Raw genomic sequence first — 16,207 nt, forward strand, 5'->3', positions numbered from 1 at the left:
GTGAAATGAAATGTTTTGATGAGCAGTCTTTTGACGTCTTTGATGTTGAAGGTCTAGATGCTAGAATGGTAGAAATTCGTGCTAAAATTCAACCTATTTTTTCTGATATTATGACAGAAGTAGCTAAGCGATTAACAGCCTATACCGGTGAAGAGAGCTTTGTACATATTGCACAACATAGAAGACGCTCACGGTACGCGCCTGAAAGTACATGGTCGGCGATATCTGATAATAAAAGAGGCTATAAGTCGCAAGCTCATTTGCAGTTGGGTATCTGGCAAGATTATGTCTTTATGTATTTATCTATCATTGATAATCCAAAGCCTAAACAAACTTATGCGACATATCTGGCAAGTCATCATACATTTCCTGAGGACTTCATCTACTCTATCGACCATACAAAACCAGACTATTTTTCAGTCACTGAGGGGGTAGACGCTGCGATTGACCGCTTATACAATGTCAAAAAAGGTGAGTTTGAGGTTGGCCGTGTAATCCCAAGACACTCTAAGATATGGCAGGAAGATCCTACGCAATATATTCTTGAAACATTTGAAACTTTATTTCCAATTTATCAACAATTAAATCAATTAACAGACTAAAAAACTATTTATAGTTTTTTTATAGCCAAATTTTATAAGTAACTATAGGTTACTTATAGTTTTAAACTATGAATAAAGATGTTAAACTATAATTATGTGATTAACTATAGGAGGTATAGGATGCCAGTAAAAGTGAATAGCCAATTACCAGCTGTTAAACAATTAGAAGCTGACAACATCTTTGTCATGGATGAAGATAGAGCCAATCAACAAGATATTAGAACACTTAAAATTTTAGTGGTCAATCTTATGCCGCGAAAAATGGTGACCGAAAGTCAGATTTTAGCGTTATTATCTAATACGCCACTACAAATAAATGTTGATTTTTTACAAATGACTAGTCATAAATCCAAAAATATCACACAAAATCATCTGGATACATTTTATAAACGATTTGATGAAATTGAGACAGAATTCTATGATGGGATGATTGTGACTGGCGCACCAGTTGAGAATTTAGCTTTTGAAGCAGTTGATTACTGGGATGAGTTAAAAGATCTACTAGATTGGTCTAGGTCTCATGTTTATTCTACACTGCACATCTGTTGGGGGGCACAAGCAGGGTTATATGCAAGGTATGGGATACCAAAACATAAGTTGTCACAAAAGCTTTGGGGTGTCTATCAACAAAGCGTAGAGAATCCTAAACACGTCTTGTTTAGAGGGTTTGATGATGAATTTTTTAGCCCACATTCACGTAGTACAGAGAACTTTAGTGTAGAACTCCCGCAAGATTTCGACATTTTATCAGTTGGCGATAAAACAGGTTTGTCAATTGCAGCCAAAAAAAATCTACGAGAGGTCTACAGTTTTGGTCATCTAGAGTATGATCGCTTGACACTTGATTTTGAGTACCAAAGAGATAAGGCTAATGGTGAGAGTGAACAGATACCTGAACATTATTATCCTCATGATGATCCGAGTCAAACGCCCAAGATGAATTGGTCTAGCGCTGCGAGTCTCTTCTTTTCAAATTGGTTAAATTATGCAGTCTATCAAGATACACCATATGATTTGCGTAAATTAGCAAAATACGAATACTATAATTTGTGAACACGTTAAACGTGTTTTTTTTTTACAAAGAAACCTCAGATAATACTTAAATTCTAATGGTATTGTGAAACAAAAATTTAATTGTAATTAATTTTCAAAAAACTATTGAAATTATAATTCATTTTATATATAATAAATTTATACTTAAGAAATATTATTTCAATTAAGGAGGTCAATATGTACGGTTTTTCTATTTTTATGAATGCTGATTTAGATGATCGAGTCAGATCTTATATTAACACAATGGCAAGTCATGGGTTTGGTGGGATATTTACCTCCATGCACATTCCAGAAGATGATACAAGTCTATATCAAGCTCGATTAGGTGTTTTGGGAAAACTTGCAAAAGCACATCAGTTAACCTTAATGGTTGATATCTCAGGCGATGCTTTAGAAAAATCTGGTTTTTCATTTGATCGTCTAGATGACTTAAAATCAGTTGGTGTAACTGGATTGAGAATGGACTATCATATCAGTAATGAGACGATTGCCAAAGTAAGTCAAACGATGACTGTTAGCTTAAATGCAAGTACAATCACACAGGCAGATATTGATGAATTAAGGCAGTACCATGCTGAGTTTAAAAATCTTGAAGCGTGGCATAATTACTATCCTAGGCCTGAAACAGGGTTATCACGAGAAATATTTTTAAAAAAGAATCATTTTTTGAAACAAAATGGCTTTACAGTGATGGCTTTTGTACCAGGAGATGACCAACTTAGGCAGCCGCTATATGAAACATTGCCTACATTAGAAGATCATCGACAGATGCATCCTCTTGCTGCATTACTTGATATGAAACAACTAAGTGTGGATCATATCTATATTGGAGATGGTGGATTAAAACCGTATACGAGTCTACAATGTCAACGTTTTATTCATGATGATACACTCATGTTAAGAGCGATAGCTCAAACAGATGATTTTCAATATGTTGAAGGTGATCATGAAAATAGACAAGACAGTGCCCGAGATGTGATTAGAAGTGCCTATGCCCGATTTAAAACAATACCATCTATATCACCAGAAAATACAGTAGTGAGAAGTGTGGGTGCCATCACAATTGATAATTGTGATTATGGTCGTTATATGGGAGAGATACAACTTGTTAAACATGATCTAGCTGCAGATAAAAAAGTGAATAAAGTCGGTTATGTCATCGATGATGATATCGACTTAATTGCCTATATCGGTGCAGGTCAAAAATTTATAATAGAAAAAGAGACGAAAAAATGATAGACTTATCAACATTAACAACAGAACGTAGAAACACTGAAACCTTTAATCTTGATCAAATGAGTGTCCAAGAAGCTTTAAGTAAAATGAATCAAGAAGACCAAGGAGTTGCTAACGCAGTAAGATTGGCCTTACCAGAAATAGAGGCCGTTACAACAGCAGCGATAACAGCATTTAACAAAGGTGGTCGATTGATTTATATGGGCGCAGGGACAAGTGGGCGTTTAGGTGTATTAGATGCTGCTGAATGTGTGCCAACATTTGGCGTGCCTGCTACACAAGTCATCGGCTTGATTGCTGGTGGAGATAAAGCCATGACACTAGCTGTTGAAGGCGCAGAAGATAGCTTAACACTTGGTCAGCAAGATTTAGTAGATTTGGACTTGACTGATAAAGATTTGGTAGTTGGTATTGCGGCAAGTGGTCGGACACCTTATGTGATTGGTGGACTAGATTATGCTAAATCGGTTGGTGCAACAACCGCTAGCCTGTCTTGTAATATGACTGCTGAAATTTCAGATCATGCTGACATCGCTATCGAAGTTGACTGTGGCCCAGAATTTTTAACAGGCTCTACTCGCTTAAAATCTGGTACAGCACAAAAATTGATTTTAAACATGATTTCTACTGTGTCTATGATTGGTATCGGTAAAGTCTATCACAACTTGATGGTTGACGTGAAACCAACCAATAAAAAATTGGTAGAGCGTAGTAAACGTATTATCATGCAAGCAACTGAGTGCGATTATGAGCTGGCAGCAACAAAATTTGAAGAGGCGAATCAAGATGTGAAATTAGCGATTGTCATGATTTTGACGAATTGCAATGCTGAAACAGGAAGAGAAAAGTTAGCTAACGCCAATGGCTTTGTTGGCAAAACACTAGATTAATCCTAATAAAAGATAGGAGAGGGACAGATGGCAGAAGAAAAAATTAGTCGTATTTCAAGAGAAATCTATGAAAATGTAGGCGGTACAGAAAATGTCAATAAATTAATTCATTGTATGACACGTGTCAGAATGACGATTATTGATGATTCAAAAGTGAATTTTGAAGGCTTGAAAGCGATCGATGGCGTCATGGGCGTGGTAGAAGATGAAACGCTCCAAGTTGTTGTTGGGCCTGGAACTGTCAATAAAGTGGCACAAAAAATGGTTGAGACAGTCGGCGTTAGGCTAGGAGAAACTTTCCCCCATGCTGGTGAGCAATCGATAGATGACTTGATGGCTCAGACAAAAGCCCAAGCAAAAGAAAAGTACAATAAACCCTCTAAGTTTAAAGCGATATTAAATACAATTTCTAAAATTTTTGTTCCCTTAATTCCAGCATTCGTTGGTGCCGGGTTGATTGGTGGACTAGCTTCAGTTTTAGGGAATCTGGTGACATCAGGTACCTTGGACGCTGGGACTTGGATGCAGTTTATTACGGTGCTTAAAATTATTCAAGCAGGTATCTTCTATTATCTTGCACTATATGTTGGGATGAATGCAGCCCAAGAATTCGGCGCAACTCCTGCCCTTGGTGGGGTAATTGGTGCAGTATCCTTGTTAACTGGTATGAATCCTGAAGCACCACTCAAAAATATTTTTAACGGCTCAGCACTTGCAGCTGGTCAAGGTGGGATTATTGGTGTCATCTTTGCGGTATGGTTATTGTCTATCGTAGAGAAACAACTCCGCAAAGTTATTCCAGATGCTATAGATATTATCGTGACACCAACGCTTGCTTTACTAGTGATTGGGACAATAGAAATCTTTTTGATCATGCCGATCGCAGGTGTAATCTCAACAAGTCTTGTTGGTGCCATTAATACGGTACTCCAAATTGGTGGTGGCTTCTCTGGTTTTGTTTTAGGTGCTTTGTTCTTGCCTATGGTTATGTTTGGCTTACATCAAATCCTAACCCCTATCCATCTCGAGATGATTGCTAAAACAGGCTCTACTCAACTATTACCTATTCTTGCAATGGCTGGTGGTGGTCAAGTAGGTGCAGCAATTGCACTCTGGATTCGCTTAAGAAAAGATAAAGAATTTGTGGCACGCGTCAAAGGTGCACTGCCAGTTGGTATTTTAGGAATTGGTGAGCCTTTGATTTATGGGGTTACCTTACCCTTAGGTCGTCCGTTTGTAACAGCTTGTATCGGTGGTGGTATCGGTGGGGCAATTATCGGAGGATTTGGTCATGTTGGCTCAATTGCCATTGGTCCATCAGGTGCAGCTTTGTTACCGTTAATCGCACATGGTAAATGGTGGGTATACCTTCTTGGATTACTAGGTGCTTATATCGGTGGATTTATCGCAACTTATGCGTTTGGAATTCCAAAAGATATTAAAGAAAAAGCTGATCATTATGGAGAAACTGTTGAGGTGGAAACGATCCAACCAACATTACACGTCGCACCAACAGCTGAGTTCGAAACAGCTACTATCAGCTCACCCCTAACTGGACAGGTGAAAACACTTTCTGAAATTGAGGATGAAGTATTTTCTAGCGGTATGTTAGGCGATGGCATTGCGATTGAGCCAACAAGTGGTCAAGTTGTCTCACCTGTTGATGGTACAGTCAGCAGTGTATTTCCAACAAAACATGCGATTGGTATCACGAGTGATGAAGGTGTAGAAATTTTAATTCACATCGGAATGGATACTGTATCCTTAAATGGAGATGGCTTTGAAAACTTTGTTCAACAAAATGATCGTGTGACAAAAGGGATGCTGATTGCCCGTGTTGATTTGGACAAATTAAAGGCAGCAGGTTTTTCTACAATCACACCAGTAGTGATTACCAATACAGGTGATTATAAAAAAGTGAGTACAGCAGCACATCATGAAATCAAACAAGGTGATTTGCTTCTGACTATCGAGCGTTAAACAACAAAGAGGTTGGTTTATACTAACCTCTTTGTTATAATGAAGAAGATGGAATCATAGGTATTTCGTTAGTTTCTAAAAAATTGGAGAAGGCATGGATACTTTACTACTCATTAGGGAAAAATATACAACATTCACTACTGTGGAAAAAAGGATAGCCGATTATATTTTTGAATCTGGCGAACTTCTTTTAGAAAAAAGTGTACAAGAAGCATCACAGGCTATTGGCAGTTCATCTGCATCATTAGTTAGATTTTCTAGGACACTTGGTTACGATGGTTTTTCACAATTCAAACAAAAATTGAGCATTGCTTATGCGATGCATGTCGATAACAAGGACTATTTTGAAGAAGTGAGTGATAGCGAAACGCCATCATCAATTAAGAAGAAGTTGAAAGTACGTATGAATCAAATGGTTGAAACAACCAATACTGCTTTATCAGATAAAACATTGCTTACTGTAGCATCTTGTATGGAGCAGGCGGAAATTATTTATGTGTATGGAATAGGTGCTTCGGCTATAGTTGCCCAAGATCTGTCTCAAAAATTTAGCAGAATTGGTAAACAAGTTCTATTTATACAAGATCCTCATCTTCTAGTAGTAGACTTATCAGTAGAAAAAGAGCGCGCACTTTTTATTGGTATTTCAATGAACGGTAACACAAAAGAAGTTGTTGATATTGGGTTTGTTTCTAAGCAACTACAAGTGCCGATTGTTGCGATTACTGCTAAGGAAGACTCAAACCTAGGCAAGCTTGCAACACATATCTTGCACTCCATATCTGGAGAGAATTTTCAGATGAGAACTGCGGCAACCATGGATCTTATGGCGCAACTCTATGTTGTCGATATTCTTTTTTATCTGTACTTGTCAGAACATTTTGATCAAAGTTATGAGAAACTACAAATTACAAGACAAGCGGTTGAATTATTACAAGACCAACAAAAGTAGGTCGATTCATAGATAAAACAGTCAGTAAAAAGCTCAAGTTTGTAAAAAAATTGAGCTTTTTTTTGTAGTATATCTAGGTGTTATGATGATGATATGTCGATAATAAATTGGTTACAATAATGACTTTTAAAGGTATGCTAGCCAAGACGAACGTTATGAAATATGTTAAACTAGAGCTATGACTTATTATGATCAATTTAAACAAAATATCGTCTTGCCACAAGCGATATTGACTCATCTATTAACAATTTTTCCCTCAGCTGCTAGTTTTAATGTTTGGCTGTATTTTTATAGCGATGAATTACTTGCACCTAGCCAAGTTGCAGCAGCGTTAAACCTAACCACAGCAGATGTGAATCAGATGATTACAACACTAGCAGATGCAAATGTTTTAGTTGCCGAGTTTGATGAAGAGACTGGTGTCATGCGTTTTGATACAAGACCTGCTTTTGCTAAATTAGATATGCTACTTAGTGATGAATCAGGTAGTATATCTAGCGAAGCTGCTGAAGAGGTCTCTGATATTTCACGCTTAATCGCAGCTTTTGAGCCAGAAATGCCAGGTGGGCTAACACCAATTAATATCGAAGAGTTGCAGAAGTGGCTGGTAGAGGATAAGTTTGAGGTCTCTCTTATCTTACAAGCCTTGCGTGAGGCAGCATTGAACCGTAAAGTATCTTTGCCATATATTCGTGCTATCTTAAGAAATTGGCGCAGTGATGGGATCGTGACGGCGCGTGATATTGAGATACATAAAGAGGAAAAAGACCTCTTTAAGTCTAGCCAACAAACCTCACAGACACCACTTTCAGAAGACTACTTTAACTCTGTAGATAGTTTGAGAAAGATGTGGGGGTATGATAATGCTGAGTAAAAAACGGTTCTTAGCAGTACTTGATATCATAGGAGAGATGTTTCCAGAAGCACACGGTGAGTTAGATGCAAAGACGCCTTTTCAGCTGTTGATTGCTGTTATTTTGTCAGCTCAAGCAACAGATAAAGGCGTGAATAAAGCAACACCTGCGCTTTTTGCTGCTTATCCAGATAGTAAGCAGTTAGCACAAGCCAACCTTTCTGAAGTTGAGGCTTTGATCAAAACAATCGGATTGTATCGCAGTAAAGCCAAAAATATCATCAAAACGGCCATGATGATAGAAGAAGAGTTTGGTGGAGAGATCCCGCGTGATAAGCAGTTATTACAAACGTTGCCAGGTGTTGGCCGTAAGACTGCTAATGTTGTACTTGGTGATGCTTTTGGTATACCAGGTATCGCGGTTGACACGCATGTGGAGCGTATTTCAAAACGTTTACAGTTAGTGAAACAGTCAGCAACAGTGACAGAAGTAGAAGAAAAACTGATGAAAGTTGTTCCAGAGTCTGAGTGGATTGTCACGCACCATAGGCTCATCTTTTTCGGTCGATACCACTGTACAGCACGCGCACCAAAATGTGCCGCTTGTCCTGTATTACCCTATTGCCATTTCGGAGGAAAAATAAGTTCAAAATGACCAATGACAAATTATCAAAACGCCTACAACTCGTAGGTGAGTTTGTACCAAATGATGCTAGCTTACTCGACATAGGCAGTGATCATGCCTATTTACCAATTGCCTTAACTCAGATGGGAAAAATTAAGCATGCAATCGCAGGTGAAGTGGTGCAGGGTCCCTACAATAGTGCTAAACATAATGTCTTATCTTTTGGGTTAGAAAATGATATTACAGTGAGATTGGCTAATGGCTTAAAAGCATTCGATCCTAAGATAGATGACGTGGATACGATCACGATTTGTGGGATGGGTGGTCATCTGATAGCTGATATTTTAGACGCTGATTTAGAGAAACTCACGGATATTTCTACCTTAATTTTGCAACCCAATAATGGTGAACGTACGCTAAGACAGTGGTTACAAGATCATCAGTTTAAGATTAGCCACGAGAAGATCATGTCAGAAAATGATAAGATTTATGAAATTATTGTCGCACAGCCTTGTCACGCATCGTATCAACTGTCACAAGATGAGCTCGTTTTTGGACCGATACTGATGACAGAAAAATCGACAATTTTTAATCATAAATGGCAATCAGAATTAAAGGCTAACCAAGCTATTTTAGCTAAAATACCAGAATCATCTCCTGATAAACGTCAGGAATTTGAAGCAAGAATTGCCAAGATAAAAGAGGTATTACATGCTAGCAAGTGAATTTTTTAAGCAGTATGAAGCATACTGTCCTAAGGCTTTAGCGATGGAGGGTGACCCAGTTGGTTTGCAGATAGGGACACTTGATAAAGAGATAAAAACGGTAATGGTGGCACTGGATATCCGTGAGCAAACTGTTCAAGAAGCTATCGATAAACAGGTAGATGTCATCATTGCCAAGCATCCGGTTATTTTTAGAGCTCTAGATAATCTATGCGACCAAGATACGCAGCAAAAAATAGTATTAGCCTTAGCTCGTGCGAACATAGCTGTCTATACGAGTCATACAAATATTGATATTGTTGCAGATGGTCTTAATGACTATTTTTGCGACCTCTTAGATATAACAGAGGTAGAAGACTTGACAGATTTTGGTCTTGGTAGAGTCGGGAATATCGTTCCTCAAACACTGGCAGAGTTTTCTGAAAAACTGAAAACTAGATTTGACTTATCTGGCTTGACGGTTGTATCCTATGATCAAACACTTTCTCAAAATATTACTCGTGTTGCGATTTGTGGTGGTAGTGGTGGTAAATTTTATCCAGATGCTATCGCCAAAGGCGCTGATGTTTATGTGACTGGTGATATCTATTATCATACTGCACATGATATGTTGTCTGAAGGTCTGCTCGCGATAGATCCGGGACATCATATAGAGGTATTGTTTATTAAACATGTTGCCCGAGTCCTTCGTGAGTTTAAGTCAGATGTGACCATTATTGAAAGTGAAGCTCTAACGAATCCGTTTATTATCAAATCATGACCTTAAACAGTTAATGACCATAAAAAAACCGTTCTCTTGCATATCAGAGAGACGGTTTTTAGTTGACGTTAAACATTCATGATACCCTTGTAGTTTAGAGTACCCATTCGTTGATGGCATGTGCAACACCAGATGCTTCGTTTGATTTGGTAATGTATTTGGCAATTTTCTTAAGTTCAGGGTTACCATTTTCCATAACGACTGGATTACCGACAGCTTCAAGCATCGAACGATCGTTTTCTTCATCACCAATCGCCATCGTCTCTTCATGTGTGATCCCTAGTTTTTTAGCTAAATGTTGAACAGCTAAGCCTTTACTGGCATTTTTATTGAGTATCTCAAGATAAAACGGCGTAGATTTTACGATGTTATAGCGATCCCAAAAACGTTTAGGGAGGTTTTGAATTGTTTGATCTAGTTTTTCAGGCTCGTCAATATACATCATCTTCACGAGTTCATGCTTTGCCATTTCTTCAGCAGTACGATACTTTAATGGTAAGCCAGTAATATAAGCTTCATTAACTGAGTATTTGCTGATATTTCTATTATGTGTATAAATTGTTGACATGGTGATAGAGTGAAGTGGCGTATTTAGTCGTCTACTTTCCATCTCGATATCAAGATAATCATCATAGGTGAGTGGTTCATCGATGAAAGCCTCACCTGTATCAGTTGCTTGGACAAGTGCACCATTATAAGTGATCACATAATCCCCCGCATCGAGTAACTTTAATGCCGCTAGAATTGGTTTGACACCCAGTAAGGGACGACCAGTTGCAATCACAATTTTGACACCAGCCGCTTTGGCTTTTTGGATGGCCTCGAAGACTTCAGGTGTAATTTCACGATTGTTATTGAGTAGTGTGCCATCGATATCGATAGCAATAAGTTTAATAGACATAATTTAATTAACCTAAGTTAACGATAATGAGCAGCTCAGGCGCCCCCCATGATCGTTAGTTAGACTCAAGTCCTTTCTTTCCTAAAAATTGGTCATTGTTGATATAGCTGACAAATGCTTCTTGTTCAGCTTTAAATAGTGTCTGTGGGTTAAGGATTTCTCTAGGGAAATAAAAGCGACTATTTCCATGCGTCGTACCAGTCAATGATTTGACCAAACTAGATAGCTCTGATAACTCTGTTAAGGTGCCATCTTTTTGCATAATTTCGATCTGAGTTCTTGGTGCCTTAATCTCAGGACGATATAAATCATAAGGGAGATCAAAGTTTGAATGTATGGCAGTATAATACTCTGGATCAAAGCCTATTTTTTCAATAATATCACGTAATATAGACAAATCAGCTTCATCTTTATGGTCATACTTAACAGATTTTGCAAGTTTCCGATTAACAAATGAGTTACTTAAGTCTGAAAGAATAGGATCTGGATGTGTCTGCCAGTTTTGAAAGTAAGTGGTTAAAACACCATCATCAAGATGTAAATAATCCGATAGATTGAAATTTTTTTCAAAGAAAGGAATGAGTCTCGGACTTGTCACATTAAAGTAATCTTTTTGCGTTGGATAAAGGACTTTTGCACGTTTTAATAATTGATGTAACAATACCTCCATAGCCCGACTGGCTGGATGGAAGTAGACTTGCATATACATTTGATAGCGACTTACGATATAGTCCTCAACAGCATGCATGCCTTGGATTTTAAATGCAATACCATTTTCGACTGGTGTGATGACGCGCATAATACGTGTCAAGTCAAATTCACCATAGGTAGCACCTGTGTAATAAGAATCACGTAATAGATAGTCCATTCTATCAGCATCTATTTGACTAGAAATAAGTTGGACGACCTGCTGATTGTCATAATCGTGTGTAATCACACTCGCTACTTTTTCAGGGAAGTCAGGAGATACTTTTCTTAATACTGCATTGACTTGTGTTTCGGGGTTAGTGATGATCTCAACTGTGATTGCTTCATGGTCTGTACCAAATATCCCCTCAAAAGTATGAGAAAATGCACCATGACCAACGTCATGAAGTAGTGCAGCACACTGTGTGACGAGGTTTTCTTCAGGATTCCATACCTCAGGATAATTTTTAGTGAACATATCTGTGATTTGTTTGGCGATATGATAAACACCAAGACAGTGTGTAAAACGACTATGTTCTGCACCGTGAAACGTGTAGCTTGACGTGCCAAGTTGTTTAATACGACGTAACCTTTGGAACTCTGAGGTACCAATTAAGTCATAAATAATTTGATTGCTGACTGCAATATAATTATGGACTGGATCACGAAAAACTTTTTCTAATTTTTTCTGAGGCATATTACCCTTTCTAGTAGTTAAAACGTGTGAGATAATACCTTAAATTATACCTTAAATTGATAAAAATTGCACAAGTTTCTTACCCAGACATCTCTAAGTTTAATTGATAGTTCTGATAATTTTAACTATAAAATTAATCGACGTTATGCAATATTTTTCATTAAAAATAGCGTATAATAGTATTACATGTCTACTTTATTGTAGTTTCACTTAATCAAAAACTAAGGAAAGGTATTATGCAAAAAATACATAAAGATCGTGCGATCAGTTGGTATAAAACAATGGTACGCATACGAGATTTCGAAAATATTATTGATGATAACAATAGTGCAGGAAAATTATATGGGACAACACATCTATATAATGGGCAAGAAGCGATTGCAACAGCTATTTGTGATTTATTGACACCCTCAGATTTAATCCTCTCAACACATCGCAACCATGGACACGCGATTGCCAAGGGGACCTCAACTTATGAAATGTTTGCTGAAATTTTTGGTAAACAAACTGGTACTAATGGCGGACATGGCGGTTCCATGCATATCAGTGATATGTCTGTTGGTAACGTCGGAGGAAATGGTATTGTTGGGGGAAATTATCCCGTTGCACTTGGTTTAGCACAGGCTTTGAAGATGGATAAATCAGAGCATGTGGTGGTCTGTTTTTCTGGAGATGGCTCAACTAACGAAGGGACGTTTCACGAAAGTTTGAATTTAGCTAGTATTTGGCAATTACCAATTATTTTTGTAGTTGAAAATAATCAGTATGCCATGTCAAGTGACGCGTCTATGATGATTGCAGGCAGTATTGCTGAGCGTGCAAAAAATTATGATATGACTGCTTACAAAGTTGATGGACAAGATGTTTTTGCTGTACATGATATTTTTGCCCAAGCGCGTCAATCAGTAAAAAATGGTCCAGTTTTACTTGAAGCGGTGACTTATCGATTTAAAGGACATTCACGTTCTGATATCGAACAGTACAGAACACCTGAAGAATTTTTTAATTGGGAAGATCCGATTAAAAAATTACGTGATATCTTGATCCAAGATTACGAGATATCCGAAGAAGAAATTGCTTTGATTAACGAAAAAAGTTATCAATCTTTGCTAGAACAAGCAGAGAAAGCCCAAGGAGATGAGGATACAGTAAGTCCTAGTGATATTTGGAAGGCGGTGTATAGTGATTAAAACGTATCAAGAAGCCCTTAATGATGGACTACGTCAGATCCTTAGTACACTACCAGAAGCTTATATTCTGGGCGAAGATGTTGGGACTTACGGTGGTGGATTTGGTGTGACAAAAGGATTAGTGTTAGACTTTCCAGATCGTGTGTTAGATACGCCCATTTCAGAAGCTGCGATTACTGGTGTTGCAACAGGGTCAGCCTTGCTTGGTAAAAGACCGATTCTTGAGATTCAGTTTTCTGACTTTTTGACTGTTGCGATTGATCAGATTGTAAATGAAGCATCTAAAATTCACTTCTTATCACAAGGTAGTCAGTCAGTCCCGATGGTTATCAGAGCAGCAAGTGGGTCTGGTACAGGCGCAAGTGCACAGCATTCTCAAAGTTTTGAAAACTGGTTTACCCATGTGCCGGGTTTGATCGTAGCCATGCCATCTAATGCCTATGATGCAAAAGGTATCCTAGTATCAGCGGTAAAAAATAATAATCCGGTGATTATATTTGAACCTAAATCGCTATATAAAACGGCAATGGAAGTACCTGATGAACTATATGAGGTGCCGTTAGGTGTGGCTAAGCAAGTGCAGTCAGGAGATGATCTAACGATTATCGCTATTGGTCGAATGGTAGATGTCGCAAAAGAAGTTGCCAATCACTTGTCATACGGTATAGAAATTATGGACCCAGTGACTCTGTCTCCGCTTGATATTGATAGCTTAGCTGCATCTGCCAAAAAAACAGGACGTGTCTTGATTTTGTCTGAAGCTACTCAGCAATCTGGTATTTCTGCTGAAATTTTTGCTCAGTTGATTGAAGCAGGGTTTGATGGCAAAATTAGCCGTTTAGGTGCTAAATTTATGCCTATTTCGGCTGCTAAATCAGTAGAGTTAGGGCAGATTCCTACACAAGCTGATATTATGCAAGCAATTGATACCTTATTGAGTTGAGGGATGATAAAATGACACAAATCACCATTAAAAATTTGATTACAATCGATCAGCAGACAGAAACGATTCACCAGACTTTTTCTGGTGATTACTATCAAAAAAATCAGTCACATTTTTTAGTTTATCAAAACGAATTAGCTGAAAAAGTTGTGATGAAGTATGATCATGAGATGTTAACCATTACTAGGTTTTCAACGCCTAGTACACTTATAAAACTCCATCCTAAGGTATCAACTCAGGCCGTTATCACAACGCCAGTTGGGCAACAAGTGTTTGATGTTAAAACAAAAAAGCATGAAATGATACCTGAAGGCTTTAAAACAGACTATGAATTCTTTCAAGGTGACACTAAAATTGCTCAGTATGCTTTGTCAGTTCGTTTTGAAGAAGAGTAAAAACCGAACATTAATGTTTAAACCTATCATAAATGATAGGTTTTTTTGTGGTTTTATCAAAAATAGGCCTATACTATAAAAAAAGGCTATTATCAAATATCCTTAATTAAAAGAAAGTTGGAATCAAGATTGTCTGAAAAAAATGCTTACGCGCAAGCTGGAGTTGATGTAGTAGCAGGTTATGAAGTTGTTGAGCGTATCAAAAAACATGTCAAAAGAACAGAACGCCTTGGTGTGATGGGTGCACTAGGTGGATTTGGTGGTATGTTTGACTTGACGACGACTGGCGTTAAAGAACCAGTTTTAGTTTCTGGAACAGATGGTGTTGGTACAAAACTTTTACTGGCTATTGAAGCAGATAAGCATGATACGATTGGGATTGACTGTGTAGCCATGTGTGTCAATGATATCATCGCAGCTGGTGCTGAACCACTATATTTTCTTGATTATATTGCAACTGGTAAAAATATTCCTGAAAAATTGGAGCAAGTCGTTGCAGGTGTAGCAGAAGGGTGTGTACAAGCCAATGCAGCACTTGTTGGTGGTGAAACTGCCGAAATGCCTGGTATGTATGGTGAGGACGACTATGATGTGGCAGGATTTGCAGTTGGTGTTGCTGAAAAGTCAGCCTTGATTACGGGTGAAAAAGTAGCAGAGGGTGATATCCTACTTGGATTAGCATCTTCTGGGATCCATTCTAATGGCTTTTCTTTGGTACGTAAAGTATTTGCTGATACAGATTTGACAGCTAAGGTGGCTGAGTTAGAGGATCAAGTACTGATTGATAATCTACTAACACCTACTAAAATTTATGTAAATGCTTTGTTACCATTGATTAAAGCAGGATTGATTAATGGTGTGTCACATATTACCGGTGGTGGATTTATAGAAAATATTCCACGTATGTTTTCAGATGAGCTCGCCGCTGAAATCACTGAAGGGACATGGAATATCCTACCTATTTTTGACTTGCTAGAAAAAACAGGTCAGATTGCTCACCAAGAAATGTTTGAAATTTTCAACATGGGATTAGGGATGGTTCTTGCTATTTCTCCAGAAAATTTAGCGCAAGCTAAAGCATTATTAAATGAGCCAAGTTTTGAGATTGGTAAAATCGTCAAACGTGAGTCGCAAGCGGTTATCATCAAATGAGAATAGCTGTATTTGCGAGTGGGTCTGGGACGAATTTTGAAAACTTAGTGACGCAAGGCATACCAGTAACGTTACTTTTTTGCGATAAACGTGACGCACGTGTCCTTGAGAGAGCTCGTGAACTTGGTGTGACTGCGAAAACATTTGAGTTAAAAGAATTTGATGATAAAGCGGCCTATGAAACTGCACTATTGGCTTTATTAAGTGAGTTTAAGATTGACTTGATCGTCTTGGCAGGTTATATGAAACTTGTGAGTAAGACTTTACTTAGCGCTTATGAAGGTCGTATCATTAATATTCATCCTGCCTATTTACCAGAGTTCCCGGGTGCTCATGGCATTGAAGATGCTTGGCAAGCTGGTGTATCAGAAAGTGGTGTGACCATTCATTATGTGGATGCAGGTGTCGATACTGGCGAGATTATTGCCCAAAAACGGGTTCCAATTTTAGCAGATGATACGCTAGCTACTTTTGAGGCTAGGATTCATGAGATGGAGTACCAACTTTATCCTCAAGTCTTATCACAGTTAATGACAAAAGGCGATGAAGGATAAGACCACATTAGC

Annotated in this window: 17 protein-coding genes; 15 read left to right on the forward strand and 2 right to left on the reverse strand. The window is 38.1% G+C overall.

Annotated features, from left to right (window positions below; translation table 11 throughout):
* Positions 1–5 precede the first annotated feature (5 nt).
* The 10 genes from RU87_RS05605 (at position 6) to RU87_RS05650 (ending at position 9,676) form a co-directional block, all read left to right on the forward strand.
* Positions 6–602, forward strand: coding sequence for a DUF1054 domain-containing protein (locus tag RU87_RS05605; protein WP_068162229.1), 597 nt, complete (start codon positions 6–8; stop codon positions 600–602).
* 120 nt (positions 603–722) lie between these two features.
* Positions 723–1,655 (forward strand): homoserine O-succinyltransferase, encoded by a 933-nt coding sequence (locus RU87_RS05610; protein ID WP_068162231.1) that lies wholly within the window; start codon positions 723–725, stop codon positions 1,653–1,655.
* A gap of 177 nt (positions 1,656–1,832) precedes the next feature.
* Positions 1,833–2,891 carry a DUF871 domain-containing protein gene (locus RU87_RS05615; protein WP_068162236.1) on the forward strand — a complete coding sequence of 353 codons (1,059 nt, stop codon included), beginning with the start codon at positions 1,833–1,835 and terminating at the stop codon, positions 2,889–2,891.
* The gene (murQ, locus tag RU87_RS05620) at positions 2,888–3,781 is read left to right on the forward strand and encodes an N-acetylmuramic acid 6-phosphate etherase (RefSeq protein WP_068162240.1); all 894 of its coding nucleotides are present in this window, start codon (positions 2,888–2,890) and stop codon (positions 3,779–3,781) included. The genes RU87_RS05615 and murQ overlap by 4 nt, the downstream gene beginning before the upstream one ends.
* Before the next feature lie 27 nt (positions 3,782–3,808).
* Positions 3,809–5,761 (forward strand): glucose PTS transporter subunit IIA, encoded by a 1,953-nt coding sequence (locus tag RU87_RS05625; RefSeq protein ID WP_082782158.1) that lies wholly within the window; start codon positions 3,809–3,811, stop codon positions 5,759–5,761.
* A gap of 94 nt (positions 5,762–5,855) precedes the next feature.
* Entirely contained in the window at positions 5,856–6,713 is an 858-nt protein-coding gene (locus RU87_RS05630) for a MurR/RpiR family transcriptional regulator (RefSeq protein ID WP_068162244.1), read from the forward strand.
* Between the two features lie 178 nt (positions 6,714–6,891).
* The gene (locus RU87_RS05635) at positions 6,892–7,587 is read left to right on the forward strand and encodes a DnaD domain-containing protein (protein ID WP_068162249.1); all 696 of its coding nucleotides are present in this window, start codon (positions 6,892–6,894) and stop codon (positions 7,585–7,587) included.
* Complete coding sequence (gene nth, locus RU87_RS05640) at positions 7,577–8,221, forward strand: endonuclease III (RefSeq protein WP_068162251.1); 645 nt, start codon at positions 7,577–7,579, stop codon at positions 8,219–8,221. The genes RU87_RS05635 and nth overlap by 11 nt, the downstream gene beginning before the upstream one ends.
* Positions 8,218–8,916: a tRNA (adenine(22)-N(1))-methyltransferase gene (locus RU87_RS05645; protein WP_068162253.1), complete on the forward strand. Its 699-nt coding sequence runs from the start codon at positions 8,218–8,220 to the stop codon at positions 8,914–8,916. Before nth ends, RU87_RS05645 begins: the two co-directional genes overlap by 4 nt.
* Complete coding sequence (locus tag RU87_RS05650; RefSeq protein WP_068162255.1) at positions 8,903–9,676, forward strand: Nif3-like dinuclear metal center hexameric protein; 774 nt, start codon at positions 8,903–8,905, stop codon at positions 9,674–9,676. The genes RU87_RS05645 and RU87_RS05650 overlap by 14 nt, the downstream gene beginning before the upstream one ends.
* A gap of 94 nt (positions 9,677–9,770) precedes the next feature.
* On the opposite strand, the gene yidA is transcribed toward RU87_RS05650, so the two are convergent.
* Both yidA and RU87_RS05660 read right to left on the reverse strand, forming a co-directional pair.
* The gene (gene yidA / locus RU87_RS05655; RefSeq protein ID WP_068162258.1) at positions 9,771–10,577 is read right to left on the reverse strand and encodes a sugar-phosphatase; all 807 of its coding nucleotides are present in this window, start codon (positions 10,575–10,577) and stop codon (positions 9,771–9,773) included.
* Positions 10,578–10,632: 55 nt separating this feature from the next.
* The gene (locus RU87_RS05660; RefSeq protein WP_068162261.1) at positions 10,633–11,961 is read right to left on the reverse strand and encodes an HD domain-containing protein; all 1,329 of its coding nucleotides are present in this window, start codon (positions 11,959–11,961) and stop codon (positions 10,633–10,635) included.
* Between the two features lie 236 nt (positions 11,962–12,197).
* On the opposite strand from RU87_RS05660, the gene RU87_RS05665 reads away from it, so the two are divergent.
* The 5 genes from RU87_RS05665 (at position 12,198) to purN (ending at position 16,195) form a co-directional block, all read left to right on the forward strand.
* On the forward strand, positions 12,198–13,151 hold the full coding sequence (locus RU87_RS05665) for a thiamine pyrophosphate-dependent dehydrogenase E1 component subunit alpha (protein WP_068162264.1): 954 nt from the start codon (positions 12,198–12,200) through the stop codon (positions 13,149–13,151).
* Positions 13,144–14,094, forward strand: a complete 951-nt coding sequence (locus tag RU87_RS05670) for an alpha-ketoacid dehydrogenase subunit beta (RefSeq protein ID WP_068162266.1) — start codon at positions 13,144–13,146, stop codon at positions 14,092–14,094. Before RU87_RS05665 ends, RU87_RS05670 begins: the two co-directional genes overlap by 8 nt.
* 11 nt (positions 14,095–14,105) lie before the next feature.
* Positions 14,106–14,489, forward strand: a complete 384-nt coding sequence (locus RU87_RS05675) for a YwiB family protein (protein WP_068162271.1) — start codon at positions 14,106–14,108, stop codon at positions 14,487–14,489.
* 129 nt (positions 14,490–14,618) lie between these two features.
* Positions 14,619–15,641: a phosphoribosylformylglycinamidine cyclo-ligase gene (gene purM, locus RU87_RS05680; protein ID WP_068162274.1), complete on the forward strand. Its 1,023-nt coding sequence runs from the start codon at positions 14,619–14,621 to the stop codon at positions 15,639–15,641.
* Positions 15,638–16,195, forward strand: a complete 558-nt coding sequence (purN, locus tag RU87_RS05685) for a phosphoribosylglycinamide formyltransferase (protein ID WP_068162277.1) — start codon at positions 15,638–15,640, stop codon at positions 16,193–16,195. Before purM ends, purN begins: the two co-directional genes overlap by 4 nt.
* Positions 16,196–16,207: the final 12 nt, after the last annotated feature.

The sequence above is a fragment of the Pseudolactococcus plantarum genome (assembly GCF_002441715.1).
Lineage (GTDB): Bacteria > Bacillota > Bacilli > Lactobacillales > Streptococcaceae > Pseudolactococcus > Pseudolactococcus plantarum.

Coding starts and splice junctions, on each gene's coding strand:
- RU87_RS05605 (WP_068162229.1), top strand. CDS start 6: ATGAAATGTTTTGATGAGCAGTCTTTTGACGTCTTTGATGTTGAAGGT.
- RU87_RS05610 (WP_068162231.1), top strand. CDS start 723: ATGCCAGTAAAAGTGAATAGCCAATTACCAGCTGTTAAACAATTAGAA.
- RU87_RS05615 (WP_068162236.1), top strand. CDS start 1,833: ATGTACGGTTTTTCTATTTTTATGAATGCTGATTTAGATGATCGAGTC.
- murQ (WP_068162240.1), top strand. CDS start 2,888: ATGATAGACTTATCAACATTAACAACAGAACGTAGAAACACTGAAACC.
- RU87_RS05625 (WP_082782158.1), top strand. CDS start 3,809: ATGGCAGAAGAAAAAATTAGTCGTATTTCAAGAGAAATCTATGAAAAT.
- RU87_RS05630 (WP_068162244.1), top strand. CDS start 5,856: ATGGATACTTTACTACTCATTAGGGAAAAATATACAACATTCACTACT.
- RU87_RS05635 (WP_068162249.1), top strand. CDS start 6,892: ATGACTTATTATGATCAATTTAAACAAAATATCGTCTTGCCACAAGCG.
- nth (WP_068162251.1), top strand. CDS start 7,577: ATGCTGAGTAAAAAACGGTTCTTAGCAGTACTTGATATCATAGGAGAG.
- RU87_RS05645 (WP_068162253.1), top strand. CDS start 8,218: ATGACCAATGACAAATTATCAAAACGCCTACAACTCGTAGGTGAGTTT.
- RU87_RS05650 (WP_068162255.1), top strand. CDS start 8,903: ATGCTAGCAAGTGAATTTTTTAAGCAGTATGAAGCATACTGTCCTAAG.
- yidA (WP_068162258.1), bottom strand. CDS start 10,577: ATGTCTATTAAACTTATTGCTATCGATATCGATGGCACACTACTCAAT.
- RU87_RS05660 (WP_068162261.1), bottom strand. CDS start 11,961: ATGCCTCAGAAAAAATTAGAAAAAGTTTTTCGTGATCCAGTCCATAAT.
- RU87_RS05665 (WP_068162264.1), top strand. CDS start 12,198: ATGCAAAAAATACATAAAGATCGTGCGATCAGTTGGTATAAAACAATG.
- RU87_RS05675 (WP_068162271.1), top strand. CDS start 14,106: ATGACACAAATCACCATTAAAAATTTGATTACAATCGATCAGCAGACA.
- purN (WP_068162277.1), top strand. CDS start 15,638: ATGAGAATAGCTGTATTTGCGAGTGGGTCTGGGACGAATTTTGAAAAC.